Annotated in this window: 11 protein-coding genes; 6 read left to right on the top strand and 5 right to left on the bottom strand. The window is 64.1% G+C overall.

Annotation, left to right across the window (positions count from 1 at the left end):
* Positions 1-87: 87 nt before the first annotated feature.
* Entirely contained in the window at positions 88-10,914 is a 10,827-nt protein-coding gene (locus DMX11_RS08960) for a peroxidase family protein (RefSeq protein WP_110744193.1), read from the bottom strand.
* 546 nt (positions 10,915-11,460) lie between these two features.
* Here DMX11_RS08960 and DMX11_RS08965 point away from each other — a divergent pair.
* The 5 genes from DMX11_RS08965 (at position 11,461) to DMX11_RS08985 (ending at position 17,579) form a co-directional block, all read left to right on the top strand.
* Entirely contained in the window at positions 11,461-13,197 is a 1,737-nt protein-coding gene (locus DMX11_RS08965) for a type I secretion system permease/ATPase (protein ID WP_110744194.1), read from the top strand.
* A gap of 6 nt (positions 13,198-13,203) precedes the next feature.
* Positions 13,204-14,544: an HlyD family type I secretion periplasmic adaptor subunit gene (locus tag DMX11_RS08970; RefSeq protein ID WP_110744195.1), complete on the top strand. Its 1,341-nt coding sequence runs from the start codon at positions 13,204-13,206 to the stop codon at positions 14,542-14,544.
* Between the two features lies 1 nt (position 14,545).
* A complete protein-coding gene (locus DMX11_RS08975) occupies positions 14,546-15,874 on the top strand; it encodes a TolC family outer membrane protein (RefSeq protein ID WP_110744196.1) in 1,329 nt (442 codons plus the stop codon).
* Between the two features lie 160 nt (positions 15,875-16,034).
* Positions 16,035-16,898, top strand: a complete 864-nt coding sequence (locus DMX11_RS08980) for a sensor domain-containing diguanylate cyclase (protein ID WP_110744197.1) — start codon at positions 16,035-16,037, stop codon at positions 16,896-16,898.
* A 12-nt stretch (positions 16,899-16,910) separates the two neighbouring features.
* Positions 16,911-17,579, top strand: a complete 669-nt coding sequence (locus DMX11_RS08985) for a bifunctional 2-polyprenyl-6-hydroxyphenol methylase/3-demethylubiquinol 3-O-methyltransferase UbiG (RefSeq protein WP_110744198.1) — start codon at positions 16,911-16,913, stop codon at positions 17,577-17,579.
* Positions 17,580-17,589: 10 nt separating this feature from the next.
* Here DMX11_RS08985 and quiC read toward each other — a convergent pair whose 3' ends face one another.
* Positions 17,590-19,497, bottom strand: a complete 1,908-nt coding sequence (quiC, locus tag DMX11_RS08990; RefSeq protein WP_110744199.1) for a 3-dehydroshikimate dehydratase QuiC — start codon at positions 19,495-19,497, stop codon at positions 17,590-17,592.
* A 290-nt stretch (positions 19,498-19,787) separates the two neighbouring features.
* Here quiC and DMX11_RS08995 point away from each other — a divergent pair, with 290 nt between their 5' ends.
* On the top strand, positions 19,788-21,161 hold the full coding sequence (locus DMX11_RS08995; protein ID WP_110744200.1) for an MFS transporter: 1,374 nt from the start codon (positions 19,788-19,790) through the stop codon (positions 21,159-21,161).
* A gap of 35 nt (positions 21,162-21,196) precedes the next feature.
* On the opposite strand, the gene DMX11_RS09000 is transcribed toward DMX11_RS08995, so the two are convergent.
* The 3 genes from DMX11_RS09000 to DMX11_RS09010 all read right to left on the bottom strand — a co-directional run bounded on the left by DMX11_RS09000 (position 21,197) and on the right by DMX11_RS09010 (position 24,482).
* A complete protein-coding gene (locus DMX11_RS09000; protein ID WP_110744201.1) occupies positions 21,197-22,609 on the bottom strand; it encodes a DOPA decarboxylase in 1,413 nt (470 codons plus the stop codon).
* A gap of 80 nt (positions 22,610-22,689) precedes the next feature.
* Positions 22,690-23,634, bottom strand: a complete 945-nt coding sequence (locus DMX11_RS09005) for a LysR family transcriptional regulator (protein ID WP_110744202.1) — start codon at positions 23,632-23,634, stop codon at positions 22,690-22,692.
* A gap of 137 nt (positions 23,635-23,771) precedes the next feature.
* Positions 23,772-24,482, bottom strand: a complete 711-nt coding sequence (locus tag DMX11_RS09010; RefSeq protein ID WP_110744203.1) for a YebC/PmpR family DNA-binding transcriptional regulator — start codon at positions 24,480-24,482, stop codon at positions 23,772-23,774.
* Positions 24,483-24,542 lie beyond the last annotated feature (60 nt).

Raw genomic sequence — 24,542 nt, forward strand, 5'->3', positions numbered from 1 at the left:
GGTAGAATTTCGGCGACTCCTTTCGCGGCAAAAGGGGCTGCTGCGCAGCCCCCCTGCAGTACCCGCAACAGCTAACCCCTGCGCCCCTCAACCGGCCAGGATGAAGTCTGCGGCAGTCACCGTGGTTGCATCCGCCACCCCCACCAAGCGTATGGAGTCGGCAGCACCGATGCTTACCAAGGTGTCCGCCCCCACATCGGCGATGGTCACGCTGGCGCCAAAGGTGGCTGCGGTGATGTTGAGGGCGGTGATATCCAGCCGGTCCTGGCCACCCGCGACAATGGCATCGAAGTTGATGATCAGGTCGTTGCCAAAGCCTGCAGCGAACTGGAACACATCGTTGCCATCGATGGCCATCATGGTGTCGTTACCGGCACCGCCCACCACCGTATCGTTACCCGCCGCACCGTTGAGGAAGTCACTGCCGGCTCCCCCGATCAGGGTGTCGGTACCCACGTCGCCGAACAGGGTGTCGTTACCATCGCCGCCCTGCAGGGTGTCATTGCCGTTGCCGCCATCCAGGCTGTCATCGCCAGTACCCCCCGTCAGGTTATCGTTACCGGCCTCCCCGAGCACCGTGTCGTTGCCGTCACCGGCATCGAGGCTGTCGTCACCCCCGCCTCCGCTCAGTCGGTCAGCACCCAGGCCACCGAACAGCTGATCGTTCCCGGCATCGCCATTGAGGGTATCGTTGCCGGCATTGCCGTTGAGCACATCGTTACCGCCGTCACCGCTGAGCGTGTCATTACCTGCCCCGCCGTTGATGATGTTGGCCAGCCCGTTACCCGTGCCGGCGAAGTTGCTCGCCCCGGTATAGGTCAGGTTGTCGACGTTGGCGGCCATGGTGTGGCTGGCCAGCGTGGTAAGTACAAGGTCCGTACCGGCCCCCGTAGCCTCGACCACCACATCCCCGGCGTCATCCACCACATAGGTGTCGTTGCCCACGCCACCCACCAAGCGGTCGGCACCCACACCGCCGTTCAGGAGGTCGTTGCCCGCCCCACCCGTGAGGGTGTTGGCCAGCGCGTTACCGGTACCGGTAAAGGCGCTGCTGCCGGTATAGGTCAGGTTCTCGACGTTGGCGCCGAGGGTGTAGCTGGCCAGGCTGGTCTGCACCTGGTCGGTGCCGCCGTTGAGAGCCTCGGTGACCGTATCCCCGGCGTTGTCGACCACGAAGGTATCGTTGCCGGCACCGCCGTTCATGGCATCTGCGCCAAGCCCGCCGCTGAGGGTGTCGTTGCCGTCCTCGCCATTGAGGAAGTCGGGGTCGTCACCGCCATTGAGGATGTCGTTGCCAATACCACCGAACAGCTGGTCGCTGCCGCCCAGGCCGTTGAGCGTATCGTTGCCGCCCAAGCCCGAGATCACGTCATTGCCTGCACCACCGGTCAGGGTGTTGGCCGCATTGGTACCGACCAGTACTACACCCGGTGGCACGGTGACTGCGGCGGTCGCCGCCGAGGTCAGCGACTCCAGGGTGCCGAAGCCGTCGGTGTAACGCACGATCACCCGCAGCTGCTGGTTACCCTGGGCGAAGCCGGGGGTGAAGGTGGCCGCCGTAGCCCCGGCAATATTGGCGAAGGTGCCGCCGGTACCTTGCTGCCACTGGAAGCTGAAGGCCCCCAGGCCGTCGATATCGGCAATTGCGCCGGTGAGCGCGGTCAACGTCTGGCCCTGGTCAGGTGTGGTGTCGCTGATCAGCAACGCACCGGTCGGCGCATCGTTGACGTTGGCCACCGGGTCCAGAATGTCGGAGGCGACGCTTTCCTGCACGCCAAAGTCATCCACGTAGCTGACCACCACCCGCATGTTCTGCCCCACTTGCGCCTGGGTCAGGACGAACGTGCTGCTGATGGCGCCGGCGATGTTGACCCATCCGACACCCCGGTTGGACTGCCACTGGAAGGTGAACTGAGGGTTGCTCAGGCCGTCGGCGTCGACGATGGTTGCCGGGTTGGCGGTGAGCGTTTGATTCTGCACCAGCAGCCCGGTCACGGTAGGCCCGGCGCTCGGCGCGCTGTTCGGCGTCGAATCGACGATTTCCAGCGTGCCCTTGGCATCCTGGTACACCGCACGCACGCGGATGTTCAGGCCGGCGACGTCGTCCGTGACGCGGTAGGTCGTACCGGTGACCCGTGTCGCTTCACCAGCGGCCACTACCGTGATGTCTTCATAAACCCCGGAACCCGGCAGCGCCTCCACCTGCCAGTAGTAGGCCACAGGGCCGTTCACCGCACCGGTCGCATTGGTTGCACTGACATTGTCTGCGTCATGCACAGCGAGGTTGCTTACCCTCAGCAGCTGGCCACTGACCGGTGTATCGTCGCGTAGCCCGGTGCTAGCGTCGAGAATCGCCAGGTGGCCGGTGGGGCCGGCGTTGACTGCCGTACCCACGCCAGAGGCCTGCGAACTGTCAGAGAACTGCAGGCGCTCGATGCCGGTCAGGTGGTCGACGCCATCACGCCCGGCCACCAGGTCGGTGACGGTCACCGAGTTGCCATCGACCACCACGCTGTAGTCAGTGGACACCCCAGAGTACACCGCCGTGTCGTAGTGGTCGGTGCCGCTGAGGATCTCTCGCACGATCACCAGCTGGCCCGGCTTGTAGGTGCCATTGAGCATATACGGCACCATCGGCTCCATGCTGTTGAAGCTGGCGATTTCCGGGCCGGTGCCATCAGGGTTGGCGCGTACGCTGATGCGCACGTTCAGCCACTTGTCGCCGTCGAGGATATCGTCGCCACCCCGGCCTTCGAGCAGATCGCTGCCGCTGCCGCCGAGGATGATGTTGCCGCCGTCATAGAAGGTCGCCCCGGCCGCCAGCAGGCCGGCCAGGCCGTCGATCAGGCTGATGTTGGTCAGCACGCTGCCGTTGGCACCTGCAGTAGGCAACGAGGTGGCGTCTTCGCTGTCGCCGCGCAGGAAGTCGCCATGCGCCGAGCCCGACAGGCCTTCCATGATGTCGAAGCGCACCAGCGTCGAAGCGCCCGAACCCGGTACCAGTGGCACATCGAAGAAGCGGTCGCTCATGTCGATGGACACGCCCTGGGCCAAGTCCTTGAAGGTGGCCCAGTCGTAGCCTGAGCCACCAATGTAGCGGTCACCAAACCCCAGGCTGCCGACCATGATGTCGTCGCCGCCTTCACCGTTGAACTTGTCGTTCTCGTTGCCGCCGATGTATACGTCATTACCGATGATCGGGTCGTTGCCGAGCGGGTCGAAGTTGTCGCCAGGCGCGCCGTCCGAGGTGCCCTTCTCGATCCAGTCGTCACCTTCGTTGCCCATGTCCTGCTCGTTGGCCTTGCTGCCGAGGATGAAGTCATTGCCCTGGCCGCCAATGGCTTCGGAGGCATCCTCACCGGTGACGATGAAGTCATTGCCGAAACCGCCGATGATCAGGTTGATGCCATTACCGCCGTGCAACACATCGTTGCCGTCGCCGCCCTGGATGTTGTCGTCACCGCCCATGTCGCTGATGATGTCGTCCCCGGCGCCACCGCGCAGCTGGTCGTTGCCGTCACCCCCCTCGATGCGGTCGTTGCCGGCATCACCCCAGACCGTGTCGTCGCCTTCGCTGGAGACCAGAATATCGTCCCCGTTGGTGCCGCCCAGCACGATGTGCTCGGCACCGGCATAGCGGATGTAGTTAGTGTCTGGCCCAGCCGTCAGCGGGCTGTCGCGGAACACCACCTGCTCGCCGTTTTCGCCCAGCGGGTCGGCGCTGCCAAGGCCCTCGTTGTACTGCTTGGTCTGGTCCAGTTCCAGGTAGAAGCCAGGGTCGGAGAACACCAGGCCTGGCAGGTGGGTAGCTGAGCTGTTGGCCATGATCAGCTTGGCGAACGAGTTGCTTTCCAGCTCGGCGTTCATCGACAGGCCCGCGGTGCGCTCCAGATAGTAGAAGCGGTCGCCGTCCTGCAGTTTCTCCATCTGGTTCTCGAACACAAAGTTGAAGGTGCTGCCGAGCATGCCGCCAAATGGCGCTTTTGCTTCCGCCAGGCCGCCGATCCACAGGTCGATGGCATCGACACCGGTCACGGTAACTGCCTTCAGGTCATCGGCAGTACCCGGTACACCGTCCTTGCCGGGCAGGGTCACGTTGGCCCAGGCGCCGCTGCTGTTGAGGAAGTCCATGCGGTCGGCGGGTGCGCCATCGCCGCCGAATACCAAGGCCATGGCCGCGGCGCGTTTTTCCAGCAGGGTGGTGGCAGCGGTAATGGTGCTGTGGGTGCCGTAGGCCGCGATGAAGTTGATCAGCGACTCTGGATGCTTCAGGTGTTGCACCAGGTCGACCCAGCTGCTGTACGGTTTGAGCTGGGTATCGCCGGTTTGCCCGTAGATTTCCCGGCGCACAGCGTTCAGCGAAGGGATACCGACGTCGCGGCCACGGGCGATGTTGATCGCTGGCAGGTCCAGTGGCAGGCCGAGCAGGTTGTTGCGCAGCGCCTCGGTGACGAACTCGTCGATTTCGTTACCGGCCTGGCGGGTGACCCCGCGCACGATGGCGCTGGTGGCGTCCTCGGGGGTTACGCCACTGGCGGCATAAGCCAGCGGGTTGAGGAAGGCCGCGATCAGCCCCAGTTGCTGGTCGGGGTTGGCGCTGGCCGGGTCCTGGATGACATTGAAGTCGATGTCGAAGCGGTCGACAGTCTCGGTCAGCATCGAGTGGCCAAAGCGGTACACGGTGTGGGCGAACTCGGCCACGATCGAGGCATCGAGGTCGACGTCGTACACCTGGGTCGGGGCAAAGAACAGGTCGACCCGAGGTTGCACGGTGCGGGCGAACTCCTCGAACACCAGGTGCTGGTACTGCATTTCGGTGCCGAACTTGGCCGCCTGGAACAGCCGCTCGCCATTCCACACCAGGGCATCGATCTCGGCCGGGGTGACCGGCAAGGCGCTGACCGGGTTGAGCAGCCACTCGTTGAGGAAGGCCAGGTCACCCGAGTCGAGCACGGTGTCCATGGTCTGCGCCACCAGCCGGTTGTGCTCGGAGTGGAAAATCGCATGCACGGCGGTGAGGCCGATGTTCTCGTTGACCCGGCCGTCACCGGCGATGTAGTGCGCGTCCAGCAGCTCGTTGTCGTAGGCCAGGTTGGCACCGGTCTGCGGGTTGACCGGCACGGCATTGCCGGCAACGTTGTCGGCATCCGGCGCCAGCACGCCGCCACTGAACACCGGCACGGCATTGTGGGCGATGTCGGCAAGGAACTGGTGCCCGGTACGCACGGCGTTGGTCAGGTCGAGCGGTGCCAGCGGGTTGCCTTCGACTTCCTGGTCATCAGCGGTGCCGGCAATACCGTCGAGCCCCTTCATCACCACCATCGGGTAGCCGTTGGGCCCTTTGATGAAGTTGCCGTAGGCGTCGGTGGCCAGCAGCGGCACGTTGTCGACGTCGGCATCGGTCAGGTTGATGCCGAGCAGGTCGCGGGCCTGGGCCTTGACCACCTTCCAGGTGGCCATGCCGCCGATCTCGGTGTCGTCGGCCGTGCCGAACCTGCCATCAGCGCCCAGGTCGCGATTGGTGATCAACCGGCCCGTGGCGACCGGGCCGTCGTCAGTCATTACATACGCGCGCAGGAACACCTGGTGCGAGGGATGCGAGCTGTAGGTCTGGTTCTGGTCGACGAACGGCGTGGTGGTGTTGGTGTGTTCGCGGATGTCGTCGGCGTTGCCAAGGATGCCGTCCGGCCCAGGCAGGTTGGTGGCACGGGTTACCACCATGAAGTTGGTGAAGCCACCCTCCACGTACAGCGGGTCATCCGGTTGCAGCGGGATGTAGATGGTACCGGAGCCGCCCTTGGTGACCAGGTCCAGGCCATGGTCGAAGAACTGCCCGAAGAAGGTCATCCACGCGTTGAACGGCGCAGACAGCCCGGCATCGGCAGCAGTGTTCTCGAACAGGTACACGTCATGGTCGTCGGTGGTGCCGAACTGGCCGTCCATACCTGGGCTGGCGACGATGCGCACGCCATCCTTGAGCACGTCGTCGTTGCCTGCGGCGCCGAAGTTGAGCACGCCATCGGCACCCGGGTCATACGCGGTGGCATAGGCTGCCGGGTTGTTGGAGGTCTGGTCGACGATCAGGTTGCTGATGGTACGTGGCTGCGAATCGAACACCGGCCCGCTGGTCTGCTGGTACGACGAACCCGGGATCGCGGGGGAACCTGGGCCGAAGAACCCGGCTGGCGCACCTTCAGCCGGGTTGAATACCGGGTCGGTCACGCGCGGGAAGACGTTGTCGGCGGCACCGTATTGGGTGTTGTTGTTGCCGTTCAGGTTCATCAGGTTGTTGTTCGAGCCATCCACCGCACGCAGGCCCATGGCTGCGCGGACGTTGGGGATCAGCGAGAGGATGTCCTGCCCGGCGGCATCGGCCTCGGCAATCTTGATTTGCGCGAGGATGAAGTTCAGGTCGGAGCGCACCATGTGCAGGCCGGCACCGCCGTCACTGGCATCCACCACCGGGGTGGCCGCTGTCGGCACCACGGGTGCGCCAGGTTGCACCACGGTGGTAGGCTGCGAGTACAGCACTTCGGTGGTGCCATGGGCATCCTGATAGATCGCCTTGACCCGCAGGCTCAGCCCGGCCAGGTCTGGCGACACCTTGAACGAAGTGCCATCGGCGCTCTGGAAGGCCAGGTCACCGGCCGGCAGCAGGATGATGTCCTGGAACACACCGCTGCCCGGGTCGGCCTCGAACTGCCAGTAGTAAGACACCGACCGGTCGGCGAGCGAGCCAGTCGGGTTGCCCGCACTGATATTGTCGGCGTCGAGCACGGCGGCCACGCTCACCGTCAGCATGTCACCCACGGTAATCGTCCCGCCGTTGCCGTCGAGCAGGGTCGGGCTGCCGGTGGGTTGTGCGTTCACCCCCTCCACCAGTACGCGCTGGCTATCGGCAAACTGCAGACGCTCGATGTGCAACAGGGTATCGACGCCATCGCGGCCGGCCACGGTGTCGGTGACAGTCCAGACGTCATCGGCAACATCGGCGGTGCCCTTGGTGTTCTGGGTCACCACGTACTCGTTCTGTAGCCCAGAGAATGTCGCCGTGTCGAAGGCGGCCCCGCCGGTCGAAGTCCCGGGCAGGATTTCGCGCACAGCCTTGAGTTGGCCGGGGTTGTAAGTGCGGTCAAGCATGAACGGAATCATGTCGGCCATGCTGTCGAAGCTGGCGATTTCCGGGCCGGTGTGGTCGACGTCGCCAGGGGCATACACGGCGATGCGCACGTTGAGCCACTTGTCACCATCGATCAGGTCATCGCCACCCCGGCCTTCGATCAGGTCACTGCCATTGCCGCCGAGCATGATGTTGCCGGTGGCAAAGCCGGTGGTGGGCAGGCCGGCATCGGCCAGGAACTGCTGCAGCCCCCGTATCAGCGCCACGTTGGTCAGCGCACTGCCGGTGGCGCCGCCATGGTTGAGAATGGTCACGGCGTCGACGTCGTCACCCTTGAGCACATCGGCGTAGGCCGAACCGGACACCCCTTCGACCTCGGCGAACCGGTCCAGAATCGATGCAGGCGAAGCGCCCACCGGGTTGAACACGCCAGCGTTCTGGTTAGGTGCGTTGCCATGGGGCTGAGCCAAGGCGGCCAGGCTGAGGTCCACGGTGACACCTACGCGGTCATTCTTGTTGGTGACCCAGTCGAAACCGGACATACCGTCCATTTTGTCTTGGGCATCGCTGCCGACGAAGATATCGTCGCCGCCCTCACCGATCATTTCGTCGAAGCCGCCGCCCCCGACGAAAATGTCGTTGCCAATGACTTCGTCACCCAGCAAGGGCGCGAAGTTGTCGCCAGGTGCGCCGTCCTGGGTACCCTTCTCGATCCAGTCGTCACCTTCGTTCCCGGTAGGTGGCAGGTTGGTCTTGGCGCCGAGGATGAAGTCGTCGCCCAGGCCGCCGAAGGTGGTGCTGATGTCCTCGGTGGTGATGATGAAATCCTGGCCATCGCCACCCAGGATCAGGTTACCGGCAACCCCCATGCTGCCAGCGACGATCACATCGTTGCCGGCGTTGCCTTCCAGGCGGTTGTCGCCGAACGAATCGGTGATGATGTCGTCGCCCGCGCCACCCAGTACCGCGTCGTTGCCGGCGCCGCCTTCGAGCACGTCATCACCGGCATCGCCATAGAGGGTGTCGTCGCCTTCGCTGGAGAGGATGATGTCGTTGCCCGCGGTGCCACCCAGCACCACATGGTCTTCACCGGTGTAATGCAGGAAGTTGCTGTCTGGCCCGACGGTATCGGGGTTGTCGCGGATCACCAATGGGACGATTTCAACCCCGTTGATCTCGATACCCCCAGTGGGGTCGGCCTTGCCGTCGGCGCCCAGCCCGGTGAACTGGTTGGCCTGGTTAACCTCCAGCGTGAACGTGGGAGTGAGGAACACGGTGTTGGACAGGTGGGTGACGTCGGAGTTGGCCATGATCAGCTTGGCGAAGGAGTTGTTTTCCAGCTCCGTACCAAAATTCATGCCCGCCGTGCGCGACAGGTAATAGAAGCGATCACCGTTCTGCAGTGCTTCCAGCTGGGTTTCGAAGACGAAGTTGAAGCTGGAACCGAGCATGCCGCCAAACGGCATTTTCTTCTCGGCCAGGCCGCCGACCCAGAAGTCGATGGCGTCGACCCCGGTCACGGTCACCCCGGCAATGTCGTCGGCGGTGCCGGCGATGCCGTCCGCGCCCGCCAGCGTCACGTTGGCATAGGCACCGGTGCCGTTGAGGAAGTCGAGGCGGTCGAGGGGGGCGCCGTCACCGCCAAGTACCAGTGCCACGGCGGCGGCGCGTTTGGCGGCTTCGGTGGTGGCCCCGGTAATGCTGCTGTGGGTGCCATAGGCGGCAATGAAGTTGATCAGCGACGCCGGGTGCTTGAGGTGGTCGGCAAAGTCGACCCAACTGATGTAGGGCTTGAGCTGGCTGTCGCCGGTGGCGGCATAGAACTCGCGGCGGGCCTCGTTCAGGCTGGGGATGCCGGTATCACGACCGCGGGCGATGTTCAGCGCAGGCAGGTCAAGTGGCAGGCCGAGCAGGTTGTTGCGCAGGGCTTCGGTGACGAACTCGTCGATCTCGTTGCCCACCTGGCGGGTAACGCCGCGGATGATTGCGCCCGCCGCTTCATCGGCCGTGGCGCCACTACCGGCGAACGCCAGCGGGTTGAGAAACGCGGCAATCAGGCCCAACTGCTGGTCGGGGTTGGCCGGGTCGGCAGAAACCGGGTTGAACGCCGGGTCGTAGCGGTCGACGGTTTCGGTCAGCATCGAGTGGCCGAAGCGGTACACCACATGGGCGAACTCGGCGAGGATGGCCGGGTTGATCGAGGTGTCGTAGCCGTTGGGGGCGAGGAACTCATCGATCTGCGGTTGGATGGTGCGGGCGAACTCTTCGAACACCAGGTGCTGGTACTGCATCTCGGTGCCGAACTTGGCGGCCTGGAACAGCCGCTCGCCATCCCAGACCAGCGCGGCGATGCCGGCAGGCGTGGTGGGGATGGCGGTGACGTCGTCGATCAACCACTCATTGAGGAACGCCAGGTCGCCCGCGGCCAGCAGGGTGTCCTTGGTCTGCTGCACCAGGCGGTTGTGCTCGGAGTGGAACACATGGTGCACGGCAGTCAGGCCGATGTTCTCGTTCACCCGGCCGTCACCGGCGATGTAGTGCGCATCGAGCAATTCGTTGTCGTAGGTGAGGTTGTTGCCACCCTGCCCGACCGGCTGTGCGTTGCCCACCAGGGTGTCGGCGTCAGCCTGCAGCACACCCCCAACCACCACGGGCGCGGCATTGTGGGCGATGTCGTCAAGGAAGCCATGCCCGGTGCTCACGGCATTGGCTAGGCTGATCGGCGCATTGCGGTCGCCCTCGACCAGCTGGGTCACATCATCGGCGGTGCCTGCGATGCCATCGGCGCCGTTGTTCACGCGCATGACCACCTGCGGCATGCCGTTGGGTCCACGCAGGAAGTTGCCGTAGGCATCGGTGGCCAGCAGCGGCACGCTGTGCACGTCGGCATCGGTCAGGTTGATACCCAGCAAGTCACGGGCCTGGGCCTTGACCACTGCCCAGGTGGCCATGCCACCGCTTTCGCCGTTGCCATCGTCGGCGGTACCGAACTTGCCATCGGCGCCCAGATCACGGTTGGTGATCAGGCGCCCGGTAGCCACCGGCTCACCTGCCGCGTTGACCGTGTATTCGCGCAGGAACACCTGGTGCGACGGGTGCGAGCTGTAGGTCTGGCTCTGGTCGACAAAGGGCGAGGTGGTGTTGGGCTGGCTATCGTCGGCGGTACCCACCACGCCATCGGCGCCAGCGGTGCGCACGGCGCGGGACAGCACCATGAAGTTGGTCGGGCTGCCAGCCACGAACAGGGGGTCGTCCGGGCGCAGCGGGATGAACACGACGTCGGTGCTGCTCTTGCTGACCAGGTCCAGGCCGTGGTCGAAGAACTGGCCAAAGAAGGTCATCCAGGCGTTGAAGCCGGCGGTCAGCCCGGCGTCTGGCGACACGTTGGGGATGAAGAACACAGGCTTGTCGTCAGCGGTGCCGAACACGCCGTCGATACCAGGGCTCATCACCGGCGCGGCACCGCCGTTGGCCTCGACTGCGGCCGGGTTGTTGGCTGTCTGGTCGACGATCAGGTTGCTGATGGTGCGCGGTTGCGAATCGACGACATTGCCGGTGCCAACATAGTTGGCGCGGTAAGAAGCTTCGAGCAGGCGCAGGAACGAGTTGTCGGCTGCGCCGAACTCGCTCTGTCCGGCGACCAGGTTGTTGTAGCTGCCGTCGACCGTGCGCAGGCCAAAAGGCACCTGGCTGTTGGGCAACAGGTCGCTCAGGCTGGCGCCATCGGCGTGCGCCTCAGCGATGAAGATCTGTTTGAGGATGAATTCAAGGTCCGACTTGCTGAAATTGGCCATTGCAGTTGCCCTCGATCTGTCCGGAGATGACACAGGGCAACAGGGTCCTTCCCGCGCCCAGTCAGTGTTGACGTGCGCAGAATCTGGTTGGGTGTACCGGGCTCAGTAGCCCAGCACTCGTGTGCTGAAACCTCTGGCCTCTTCTTGGCAAGCTGGCACCCCCGTTGCGGGAGGGGCCCTGTAAACCGTGCGCAACAGGTGTAACGCACGTGAATCGATCCCAGCTCGCACAGGGCCCGAATACTTCAGACTAAAGTCGTAGGCCAAAAGCTTGTCAATATTTCGTCAAAAAAATCTCGGCAGATGATAATGCGATGCAACTCACTGTTTTCCTGTGACTTATAAAAAGTTCAAAGTATTTATAGAGCAAAATGATATTACCGAATGTTTCGTTGCAACCTACGCTGCTGCATGTGGGAGCAACGCAGCGTTTTGGCCAATATCGCCATCAGAGCGACCCGCCTGCGAGCCGACCAAGAAGCCACAACTACCGTTTTACGGGGCGCCGCAAGGGCTTCCCGCTTTGTGATGAAGGGAGGCCCCCCGATGGCTAAGCCACCACGCACCCGCTCCGAGCTGGCCGACGTGCTGTTTCGCTTGCGCCGCAGCTTCTACGCCCTAGCCGCCTTCAGCGGCGTGATAAACGTCATGATGTTGACGCCAGCCATCTATATGTTGCAGGTGTACGACCGCGCCCTGGTCAGCCGCAACGTCACGACGTTGGGCATGCTCACCTTGCTGGTGGTCGGGCTGTTCCTGCTGATGTCGGCGCTGGAGATGGTTCGCACCCGGGTGTTGATAAGGGTGGGCAACGGCCTGGACATGAGCCTGAACCGGCGCCTCTTCAGCGCTGCCTTCGAACGCAACCTGAGCCGTGCCGGCGGTAACCCGGCCCAGGCCCTGCAGGACTTGGCGCAGGTTCGGCAGTTTCTCACCGGCAACGGCCTGTTCGCGTTCTTCGACGCCCCCTGGACACCGATCTACCTGCTGGTTTGTTACCTGATCCACCCCTGGCTCGGGCTGGTCACCACGATTGGCTCGCTGATCCTCGTCGGGCTGGCCTACCTCACTGAAAAGGCTACGCAAAAGCCCTTGGCCGAAGCCAACCAGGCAGCCATGTCGTCAGCCAGCTACGCCAACAACAACCTGCGCAACGCCGAAGTGATCGAAGCCATGGGCATGCTGCCGTCAATCGGCAAGCGCTGGTACCAGGGCCACTTGCGCATCCTGCAGATGCAGACCCTGGCCTCCGACCGCGCGGCGCTGATCAGCAGCACCGGGCGCTTCGTGCGCATCACCCTGCAGTCGCTGATCCTCGGCACCGGCGCGCTGCTGGCGATCGAGGGCACGATCACCCCCGGCATGATGATCGCCTGCTCGATCCTGACCGGCCGAGCCCTGGGCCCGGTGGAACAGGTAATCGCCGCGTGGAAGCAACTGCTGGGCTGCCGCCTGGCCTGGGGCAGGCTCAATGACCTGCTGCAGGACTATCCGCAACGGCCACCGAGCATGTCGCTGCAGCGGCCAATGGGCATGCTGGCCGTGGAGAACGTGATCGCCGGCGCCCCTGGCAGCAGCACCAGCATCGTACGCGGGGTGAGCTTCAGCCTGGCCCCGGGTGACAGCCTGGGTGTCATCGGCCCTTCGGCCTCGGGCAAGTCCACCCTCGCCCGCCTGCTGGTAGGTGTGTGGCCGGCCCAGGCCGGCAAGGTGCGCCTGGACGGCGCCGATATCTTCACCTGGAACAAGGCTGAACTGGGCCCGTGGCTGGGCTACCTGCCGCAGGACGTGGAGCTGTTCGAAGGCACCATTGCCGAAAACATCGCCCGCTTTGCCGAGGTGGACAGCGACGCGGTGATCCGTGCCGCCCGCAGCAGCGGTGTACACGACATGATCCTGCGCTTCCCGCAGGGTTACGACACCCGCCTGGCCGCCGATGGCAGCCCATTGTCTGGCGGCCAGAAGCAACGCATCGCGCTGGCCCGCGCCCTGTATGGCGAACCCAACCTGGTGGTGCTGGACGAGCCCAACGCCAACCTCGATGACGTGGGTGAAAAAGCCCTGGTCGATGCCCTGGCCGAGCTCAAGGCACGCGGCGCCACGGTGGTGCTGATTTCCCACCGGCCCAATGTGCTGTGCGCAGTCGACCAGATACTGATGCTGCGCGACGGCGGTGTGCACATGCTTGGCAGCCGCGACGAAGTGTTCGCCGCGCTGCGCAAGGCCGCGGTGATTCCGACAACGGCTGCGGCACCGCTGGCTTCGGTCAAGGTACGGGAGTAACCAACCATGCAGATGACTCAACATGCCGAACTGATCCCCGCCGAGCCCAGCCACCTGATCGACCTGGACGCGGGCCGACCGGTACGCTGGGGCGTATGGCTGGTCATCGCCGGCTTCGGCGGCTTCCTGCTGTGGTCCTGCCTGGCGCCACTGGACGCCGGCGTGGTCGCCACCGGTACGGTCAAGGTCACCAGCAACCGCAAGGCGGTCCAGCACCTGAGCGGGGGCACCGTTGAAGCGATCATGGTGCGCGAAGGTGATGTGGTGAAGAAAGGCCAGGAAGTGGTGCGCCTCGATGCCCTGCGCGCGGTGGCCGAACAAGGCGCTCTCAGCGCCCAGTACATCGTCAGCAAGACCGTGGAAAACCGCCTGGAAGCCGAACGCGATGGCCGCGATACCGTTACGTTCGACCCTGCCCTGCTGGAACACTACGCCAATGACCCACGCTTGCTGGCCGCCATGGACCTGCAACAGCGCCTGCTCGACACCCGCCGCGCGGGCCTGGCCGGCGAACTGAGCATCCTTGAAGAAAACCTCACGGCCTCGGCAGTGCAACTGAAGGGCTTGCAGCAGGTATACGGCGCCCGCGCCTCGCAGATCGGCTTCCTCAATCAGGAACTGCAAGGCACCCGGGTACTGGCCGCCGAAGGTTATGTACCCCGCAACCGCCTGCTGGAGCTGGAGCGCAGCAATGCTGACCTGTCCGCCGGCCAGGCCGAAAACCTCAATAACATTGCCCGGGCGCGCAGCCAGGCGACCGAGATCAAGCTGCGCATCCTGCAGCGCCAGCACGATTACCTGAAGGAGGTGGAGTCGCAACTGACCGATACCGCCAAGGAAAACACCACCTTGGCCGATCGCTTGCGCGCACTGGACTATGAAGTGACCCACACGGTGATCCGCTCGCCGATCGACGGCATGGTCCAGGGCCTGAGCATCGCCACGGTCGGCGGCATCATCCAGCCCGGGGCTAAAATCATGGAAGTGGTGCCCCTCGACCAGCCGCTGCAGGTCGATGCGATGATCCCGGTGCAGGCGATCGACAAGATGGTCCCAGGCCTTGACGTGGACATCGCCTTCCCGGCCTTCAACCATGCGCAGACGCCGAACATTCCCGGCCGGGTAAAGACCATTTCTGCCGACCGGCTGCTCGACGAAGAAAGCAAGCAGCCGTTCTACCTGGCCCAGGTGGAAGTGACGCCGGCCGGCATGGGTTTGCTGGGCAGCAACCACATCCGCCCCGGCATGCCTGCCACCGTCACCATCAAGACCGGCGAGCGCAACCTGCTCAGCTACCTGCTCAAACCAATGCTCGAACGCGTGGACGCCGCGTTCAAGGAGCAATGACATGAAACGCCCGTGCCTGCTGTTGTGCCTGCTGGGAGTTGCCGTACAGGCCAGTGCCATGGACCTGAAGCAAGCCTGGGACCTGTTGCAGTACCAAGGCCCGATCTACCGCGCTGCCGTGCATGAAAAACAAGCCGGTGGCGAAAACCGCGCCATCGGCGAGGCCGGCCTGCTGCCGCAGATCAACGCCGCCGCCTACTTCAACCGGGTCGATGGCAGCCAGCGCCAGAATGGCCAGGACAACGACCTCGACTATGACTCCAAGGGCGCCAACGTGCGCCTGCGCCAGCCGCTGTTCAACAAGCAGAAGATGGCCGAGTACCGCCAGGGCCAGCAACGCGCCGACTACAGCGTGGCAGTGTTCGACGCCAAGAGCCAGGACGCTGCGGTGCGCTTGGCCGACGCTTACTTCGACGTGCTGCTGGCCAGCGAAACCATCACCTTGGCCAAGGCCAAGCTGAACGCTTTCGAAGAACAACTGGCATCGGCGAAGCGGCGCAAGGAGCTGGGCGCCGGCACCATCACCGACGTCGACGAGTCGGTGGCGCGCCGCGACCTGGCCGAGGCCGACCTGATCGACGCCCAGGACAACCTGGTCAACGCCCGGCGCAAGCTGGAGGAATACATAGGGGAAACGCCGCAGGCGTTGACCACCCTGCAGCCGGGCTTCACCACCCCGCCGCTGATGCCGGGCAACCTGCAGGAGTGGCTGGTCAAGGCCCAGGCCGACAGCCCACTGATTCATGCGCGTCGGCACAGCTACGCGCTGGCCGAGGAAGAAGTCAAGCGCGCCCGCGCCGGGCATTACCCCACGCTGGATTTCGTGGCGGGCTACACCGCTGGCAGCAGCCAGTCGATATCCGAGCTGAACCAGCGCAACCACTACAGCTCGATCGGGCTGGAGCTGAACATCCCGCTGTACAGCGGTGGCAGCACCAGCGCCCTGACCCGCCAGGCCAGCGCCAACAGCTCCAAGGCCCTGGACGAACTGGACGCCACCCGTCAGGAGGTGATTTCCGACACTACCCGCGAGTACCGTGGCGTGCAAAGTGGCGCCCTGCGCATTCAGGCACTGGAAAAGGCGGTGGCCTCCAACGAGCGTTCGCTGACCTCGACCCGCAAGGGCTTCAAGGAAGGTGGCACCAGCACCAACTCGGATGTGCTCAATGCCGAGGAGTTGCTGTATGACGCCCGCCATGACCTGTTCGAGGCCAAGCTCAACTACCTGATGTCGCGCCTGCGGCTGGCCTCGTCGGTGGGCAGCCTGGGGGATGATGATATCGAGCAGATCAATGGTTACCTGGGGCCGGAGCTGGTCGTGAGCAACTGATGCCACGCGGGAGGAAGGTGGCTTCCTATACACGGCCGCCCACAGCCACTGCCCAATCAATACGTCAGGTTGTGGTCTATGAGAGCGGCGCGCGGCGCTTACCCCATTTTGTCCTGTTTCAGGCTATGATCGGTCACCCCGCCGCGGACACCCATGCACCATGCCCGTAGACCTCCACGCGCTGTACCCAAGGCTGATCCACCTGATGCTGGACACGGTATTCGTGGTCGACAGGGACAACCAGATCGTCTTCGTCAGTGATGCCTGCGAAGCATTGCTGGGCTACCAGGCCAGCGAGCTGGTCGGCACGCCGATCACCGACTACATGCACCCCGACGACCTCGCCGCCACCCGCGCCTCGATCGTGCGAGTGATGAATGGTCAGCCACACTACGACTTCCGCAACCGCTACATCCGCAAGGATGGCGGCGTGGTGCATATCCTCTGGGCAGCCGGCTGGTCCGATGAGGCCCAGGCGCGTATCGGCGTGGCGCGCGACATCACCGCCCAATACCACGCCGAGGAAGAACTGCGCTTCCTCGCCCATCACGACCCGCTGACCCGGCTGGCCAACCGGGCCATGTTCCATCAGCGGCTGGATACAGCCCTGGCCGCGGCGCGGCGCCACAACCACGCGCTGGCGTTGCTGTTCCTCGATATCAATGACTTCAAGCAGATCAACGACAACTACGGGCACAGCGTGGGCGACCAGGTGCTGTGCACACTGGCCCGGCGCCTGGAAAGCTGCATCGGCGCAGCCGGCACGGTGGCTCGGATGGGTGGCGACGAGTTCACCGTGCTGCTACCCGACTGCCCGTCGCCGGACGCCATCGCCACGCAGGTGCAGCACATTCTGGCGGTCATGGCCGAGCCGCTCGACGCCGAGTTTTCCGGTATCGATGCGCCGACCTGCAGCATTGGCGTAGCGCGCTTCCCTGAAGACGGCAGCGATGCCGACACGCTGCTGCGCCATGCGGACGGGCACATGTACCGGGTCAAGAAGCAGCGCGCTGTGGCAGGCTGAAAGGAGAGGTGCATGCGCAACCCTGAAGACGCTTTGCTCGACAGCTGGCAGCACAACGCCCAAGCCTGGATTGACGCCGTGCGTAGCGGTGCGATCGAGAGCCGGCGGCAAGTTACCGACCAGGCCATCCTGCTGGCGGTCCTTGGCCGCCAGCCTGAACGGGTGCTGGATCTTGGTTGTGGTGAGGGCTGGTTGCTGCGCGCGCTGGGCGCACGGGGAATCGAGGCGGTTGGCGTAGATGGTGACCGCGCATTGGTGGAGGCCGCCCGTGTTGCCGGGTCCGCCAAGGTGTACCTGGCCAGTTATGCGCAATTGGCGGATGCGCAGGTTGATGTCGAAACAGGCTATGACCTGATCTGCGCCAACTTTGCCCTGTTGCAGCAAGACATCATTGCCCTGCTGGCGGCAATGAATGCGTTGCTGGTGCCGGGTGGCGCGCTGGTGATCCAGACCCTCCATCCGTGGGGTGTCGCTGACGGGGATTACCAGGATGGCTGGCGGGAGGAGTCATTCGCCGGGCTGGCCGGGGACTGGCAGGTGATGCCGTGGTACTTCCGCACGCTGAGCAGTTGGCTGACCGCGCTGGACATGGCGGGTTTTCGGTTGGCTGGCTTGCAAGAACCGCAGCACCCGCAAAGTGGGGTGCCGCAGTCGTTGTTACTGGTGGCCGAACGCTCTTGAGCTTACGCAGTCAGAGGACTGGCTTGCGCGCCGCACCACTGCGGGCCTTGGCCATGGCCGCCAGGCGCACCGCGACGTTGGCCGCGCCGTAGCCGGCGTAGCCGCCCTTGCGCTGGATGATCTCGAAGAAGAAACGCTCCTCGAACGGCTCGGTGTACACGTGGAACAGCTCGCCACCTTGGGCATCGCGGTCATAAAGCACGTTGTAGTAAGCCAGCTCGCTGAGGAACTCGTCGTCGAAGTCGAAGCGCGCCGCCAGGTCGTCGTAGTAGTTCAGCGGGATTTCCAGCAGCGGCACACCGGCCAGCTTGGCTCGTGCCACTTCACGGAAGATGTCGTCACAATCGAAGGCGATGTGGTGCACCCCTGAACCGCGATAGCTGGACAACGCATGGGCGATGGCGGTGTTGCGGTTTTCCGAGATATTCAGCGGCAGGCGCAAGGTGCCGCACTGGCTGCGCAAAGCGCGGCTCTTGACCAGGCCATACGGGTCGGGCAGCACCACTTCGTCGTCGGCGGCGAAGTCGAACAAACTCTTGTAGAACAGTACCCAGCTGTCCAGCGATTCGGCCGGCAGCGCCAGGGCCATGTGGTCGATGCGGCGCAGGCCGCCAGTGGCGGTGGCGTTCGAGTCCAGGCTGAAGTCGGTGTCGTACAAGGTATGGCCGGCGGTGCCCTGCTCCACCAGATACAGCAGGCTGCCATCCGGTGCACGTACCGCCGGAACTTCGCACTCGTTAGGGCCAACCAGGCCACGGAATGGTTGGCCACGGTAGGCAGTGGCACGCTTCAGGGCCGCCTGCTGGTCCTTGACCCGCAGGGCGGTGGCGCACAGAGACGGGCCGTGGGCCTCGAAGAAGTTGTGGCCAAACGAATACGGCTCGGCGTTCAGTACGATGTTGATGTCGCCCTGGCGCAGCAGTTGCACTTCTTTGCTGCGGTGTTTCCCCGCTTCGGCAAAGCCCAGGCGCTTCAACCAGCTGCCCAGACGGGCGCCGACGGCCTCGTCGACGGCAAATTCAAGGAACTCGACGCCATCATAGGTGCTGGCCGGTGGCGGAGTGAACAGCACGCCAGGTTCGATCGGGGTGTTTTCCTGTTCCAGGCGCAGGCGAGTTTGTTCCTCAAGGTACAGCAGCGAACGCAGGCCATCGGCGGCGTTCTGCCGCGGCGGCGCGGCGCGGAAGCCGTCGTTGAAGATTTCCAGCGACAGCGGGCCACGGTAGCCAGTGGCGAGGATCGGCGCGAGGAAGCCGGCCATGTCCATTTCACCCTGGCCCGGGAAGCAGCGGAAGTGGCGGCTCCACTCCAGCACATCCATGGCCAGGATCGGCGCGTCGGCCATTTGCACGAAGAAGATCTTGTCGCCGGGGATGTCGCGGATCGCGCTCGGGTCGCCCTTCAACGACAGGGTATGGAAGCTGTCGAGAATCACCCCGAGCGCCGGATGGTCGGCCTGGCGCACCAGGTTCCACACTTGCTGGTAGGTGTTGACGTGGCGGCCCCAGGCCAGCGCTTCGTAACCAATGCGCAGCCCGCGCTTGCCTGCATGCTCGCCGAGCAGGCGCAGGTCGTCGACCAGCAGCTGTTCATCGCCAAGGGCATCGGCCTGGACGTTGCTGCACACCAGCACCAGGTCAGTACCCAGTTCCTGCATCAGGTCGAACTTGCGCTCGGCGCGGTCGAGGTTTTTCTGCAAGCGGTCGCGGCGGCAGCCTTCAAAGTCGCGGAACGGCTGGAACAGGGTGATGGCAATGCCCAGGTCGGCGCACATCTGGCGAACCTGGCGCGGGCTGCCCGCGTAGTAAAGCAGATCGTTTTCGAAGATCTCGACGCCGTCAAAACCGGCGGCGGCGATGGCTTCGAGCTTTTCCGGCAGTGTGCCGCTCAAGGACACGGTAGCGATCGAACGCTGCATGGCGGGAGTTCCTTGTTGTTAGTGAAATACGGTGCCTGACAAGTAAAAACACCTGTCACAGTTTATGGCACGATCGATTATTCGCAGGTAAAGTCGTCGCTTCAATCTCTTTGTACGGAATGGTTAGTTTTGCGTTCGATTATCGCACACAACCCGTTTTAGCGAATTGCCAGTCTACTGGCCCGTGGTCAACATGAACCACAGACGCAGGCACACCGACCGCTGCCTCCTGCCTTGGCAAATACCCCCTGGCGGAACCTGCGCAAACAACAATAACAACGGAGACAACGATGGCTCACTCCAGCTCGCAAGCGAAAAAAGCGACCGCCAGTGGATGGATAGGCTCGGCACTCGAGTACTACGACTTCTTCATCTACGCCCAGGCCGCTGCACTTATTTTCCCGCAGATCTTCTTCCCCAATACCGACCCGAAAATGGCCATCATCGCCTCGCTGGCCACCTATGGGGTGGGCTACCTGGCGCGGCCGGTTGGCGCTTTCGTGCTGGGCCACTGGGGTGACACCCGCGGCCGCAAGAACGTGCTGCTGCTGTGCATGTTCCTGATGGGCCTGTCGACCATGGCCGTCGGCCTGCTGCCGACCTACCACGACATCGGCTTCCTCGCACCGGCCTTGCTGGTGGTGCTGCGCCTGATCCAAGGCTTTGCCGTGGCCGGTGAAATTTCCGGGGCCAGCTCGATGATCATGGAGCATGCGCCATTCGGCCGCAGAGGCTACTACGCCAGCTTTACCCTGCAGGGCGTACAGGCCGGCCAGGTGATGGCAGCCGCGGTATTCCTGCCGCTGGCCTACTTCATGCCAACCGAAGCCTTCAACGACTGGGGCTGGCGCATCCCCTTCCTGATGAGCGCCATCGTGCTGATTGCCGGTTTCATCATCCGCAAGGAAGTGCACGAAACCCCGGCGTTCGTGAAGGAAGAGAAACAGGACAAAGTCGCCAAGTCGCCGATCAGCGAAGCCTTCCGCCACAGCTGGAAGCACATGGTGCTGGTGATGTTCATGGCACTGATGAACGTGATCCCGGTCGTGGCCACCATATTCGGTGCGGCCTACGCGGTGCAGCCTGCCTACGGCATCGGCTTCGACAAGAGCGTGTACCTGTGGATCCCGGTGGTCGGCAACATCGTCGCGGTGCTGGTGATTCCGTTTGTCGGCAACCTGTCGGACAAGATCGGCCGTCGCCCGACCATGATCGCCGGTTGCCTGGGCTCGGGCCTGCTGGCCTTCGTCTACCTGTATGCGATCAGCATCCAGAACGTACCGCTGGCGTTCACCGCCTCGATCGTGATGTGGGGCATGGTCTACCAGGGCTATAACGCGGTGTTCCCAAGCTTCTACCCAGAGCTGTTCCAAACCCGCTACCGGGTTTCGGCCATGGCCATTGCACAGAACATCGGCACCATGCTGACTGCCATGCTGCCGGCGCTGTTCGCCCTGGTTGCACCACCTGGCTCGGAAAACATCCCGCTGGTAATCGGTGGGCTGGCCTTCTTCATCACCTGCGTGTGCGCCCTGGCGGCCTACATTGCTCCGGAAACCCACCGCCTGGCGATGGAAGACCTGGGTAACCCGCAGGCCAAGCCGATGGACAAGGAAGCGTATGAGGCTAGCCGTAAAGGCAGCTTTCAGGCGGTGAGCCACTGATAGATCGCTGGGGCTGCACTGCAGCCCCAGCAACTTCAGCCTTTGGCCACATCCTGCAGACGCGCCCACAACCGCTCGACATCCCCCCGCTCAGTCGGCAAGGCCCCGATCGACACCCGTACCATCCACCGCCCATCCAGCGTCGCCGGTGTCACGTAGGCATCCCCGGACGCATTCAGCCGCTCAGCCCACCCCTTGGTATGCGCATCCAACGCCTCCCCTGCCAGCCCCGCCGGCCGATGGCGAAGGCACAGGGTCTGCAACGGTACCGGCGCCAACACCTCCCACTCCGCCGCAGCCCCGACCTGCTCCGCCAGCCATTGGGCATTCTCCAGGTCACGCCGCAGCCGCGCCTGCAACGCCTCGACGCCCTCGCTACGCAACATGAACCAGAGCTTCAACGCACGGAACCGGCGCCCCAGCGGGATACCCCAGTCACGCAGGTTCTTCACCTCGCCATCCACCGCCGACTGCAGATAGCTGGGGTTGGTGCTCATCACCCGGATCAAGTGCTCTGGGTCACGCACGTAGTAGATCGAGCAGTCGAAGGCCACGCCCAGCCACTTGTGCGCGTTGACCACCACCGAATCGGCCAGTTCGATGCCCTCCCACATCCAGCGGCACTCGGGCAGGATCATTGCCGAACCGGCCATGGCCGAGTCCACATGCAGCCACAGGCCATGGGCCTGGGCGATTTCGCCAATGGGGCGCAGCGGGTCCAGGGCGGTGGTGGTGGTGGTGCCGGTGGTCGCCACCACGGCACATGGCTGATTGCCGGCAGCCAGGTCTTGCTCGATCGCCGCCTGCAAGGCTTCAGGGCGCAGCGCGTAGCGTTCATCGGTTGCAATCAGGCGAATGTTGTCACGACCAAAACCGGCCAGCAGCGCGGCCTTGTCCACCGAGCTATGGGCGTGGGCGCTGACATACACAATCAACGGTTTGGCTTCGGCCTGCAGGCCGCCGCGCACCAGGGCATAGCCGGTGGCGCGCTCACGGGCGCTGATCAGCGCTACCAAGGTGCTGGTCGAGGCGGTGTCCTGGATCACCCCGCTCCATTGGCCAGACAAGCCCAGCAGCTGGCGCAGCCAGTCGAGCGTGGTTTCTTCCAGTTCGCTCAGGGCCGGGCTGGACTGCCACGACAGGCCCAGCACACCCAGGCCTGTGCTGAGGAAGTCCCCCAGCACCGAGGACAGGGTGCCGTTGGAGGGGAAGTAGCCGTAGAAGTCCGGGTGCTGCCAATGGGACAGGCCGGGCATGACCAGGTTGTTGACGTCGTCGAGAATGGCCGCGAAGGGTTCGCCTTGTTGAGGCGCGGTTGCGGGCAAGGCGGCCTTGAGATAGCCAGGTTCGACCTGGGCCATGACCGGGCGTTCGCCCACGGTCTGTCGGTAGTCGGCAATCAGGTCGATCAGCTGGTGGCCATACTGGCGGAATTGTTCGGGGGTCACGCTCGCTCTCCTGTGGGGTACGCATCGCCCCAGTCTAGGCACCTATCCCCAACCGAATAACCCCGCTTCCCGCATAGCTGCTATGGCAAACCCGCATGCCCGCCCTGCACACCAAACTGCGACTGGCGCCACAACTCGAATACCCGGTTACGCAACCAGCGGTGCTCGGCCGAGGCCTGCAGGCGCTGGTGCCACACAACCCAGTACCGCTGGCTGTGGTCGATGAAGCCCAGTGGTCGCCAGGCCAGGTCGTGCAAACGGCTCAGCTGCCGGGCGATGTGCTCGGGGACCGTGGCCACGGCCTGAGTGCTGGCAATCACGTTGACCGTGGCAGAGAAAAACGGCACTTCCAGGCTGACCCGCCGCTGCAGGCCCTGCGCGCGCAGATGGCGGTCGATGAAGCTGTCCTTGTCCCCGCCGCCGGAGATACGCACGTGCTTGTGCGCCAGGTAGTCGGCCTGGCTGAGCGCGGCATGTGCAGTCAGCGGGTGATCGCGGCGCATCAGGCACACGGCGCGGTCCTCGCCCAGCAGGCGCCCGTGCAGGTTGGGCGGTGACTCGTCGAACAACGTGGTCGCCAGGTCGATTTCGCCACTGGCCAGCAAGGCATACTGGCCGGCCTGCCAGGTGCGGTACTCCAGCGATACGCCGGGCGCTTCGTGCTCCAGCGCAGCGACCAGCAACGGCAGCATGTGCTCGGCCACATAGTCCGAGGCCGCCAGGCAGAAGCGCCGCTCGCAGCGGGCCGGGTCGAACACGGCGGGTTGGCGCAGCGCGTGCAGTTCTTCGAGCACTTGCCGCAGCGGCTCGACCAAGGCTTCGGCATGTTCGCTGAGCACGTAGCCACGGCCTTGGCGCACCAGCAAGGGGTCGTCGAAGGCTTCACGCAAGTGCGCCAGCTGGCGGCTCAGGGCCGACTGGCTTACGCCCAGGCGTTCGGCGGCGTGGCTGAGGTTTTTCAGCTGCAGCAGGTGGTCGAGGGTGCGCAGGTGGGCAAGGCTGAGGGAGGCGAAGGTGGGGTTCATGCAGGCTCCCTGCGGTGGAGTTCAAGGGCCTATTCGCGGGCAAGCCCGCTCCCACAGGGTTTTCACCAAGTTCAGCACCGTGAAAACCTGTGGGAGCGGGCTTGCCCACGCATAGGCCGCCAAGCGGCCCCAGCTTTTTAGGCGGTCAGACCCACGTAGACGTTCTGCACGTCATCGTTCTCGTCGATCGCTTCGAGGAACGCTTCCACCTCAGCCAGTGCTTCAGCACTCAGGCTGGCCGCGCTCACCGGATTTTTCGGGGTGTAGCCGATCTTCGCCGAGGTCACGGTGAAGCCGTGCTCCGGCAGGGCCTTCTGCACTGCGTCGAGGTCGGTGGTGTCGGTGATGAACAGAGTCGAGCCCTCTTCTTCACCTTCTTCGAAGTCCTGGGCACCGGCTTCGATGGCAGCCATTTCCGGGTCGGCGTCGCCTTCCGGGGTGGCTTCGATCAGGCCGACATGGTTGAAGTCCCAGGTCACCGAGCCGCTGGCACCCAGCTGGCCCTTGCGGAACAGCACGCGGATTTGCGCGACGGTGCGGTTGACGTTGTCGGTCAGGCACTCGACGATCAGCGGCACTTGGTGCGGCGCGAAGCCTTCATAGCTGACGGCATGGTACTGCACGGCTTCGCCGTCCAGGCCCGCGCCTTTCTTGATCGCACGCTCCAGGGTTTCACGGGTCATCGACGCTTTCTTGGCCTGGACGATGGCCAGGCGCAGGCGCGGGTTCATGTCCGGGTCGGCGCCCGACTTGGCAGCAATCTGAATTTCCTTGGCCAGCTTGCCCATGACCTTGCCCTTGGCGTTGGCAGCTGTTTCTCTATGCTTGGCTTTCCACTGTGCGCCCATGTCGACTCTCTTTGTTTCAGCGGCCGGTTCAGGAAGCGACCGGCCAAAAGTGGGTGCAGT

The sequence above is a fragment of the Pseudomonas sp. LB-090624 genome (assembly GCF_003205205.1).
Classification (GTDB): domain Bacteria; phylum Pseudomonadota; class Gammaproteobacteria; order Pseudomonadales; family Pseudomonadaceae; genus Aquipseudomonas.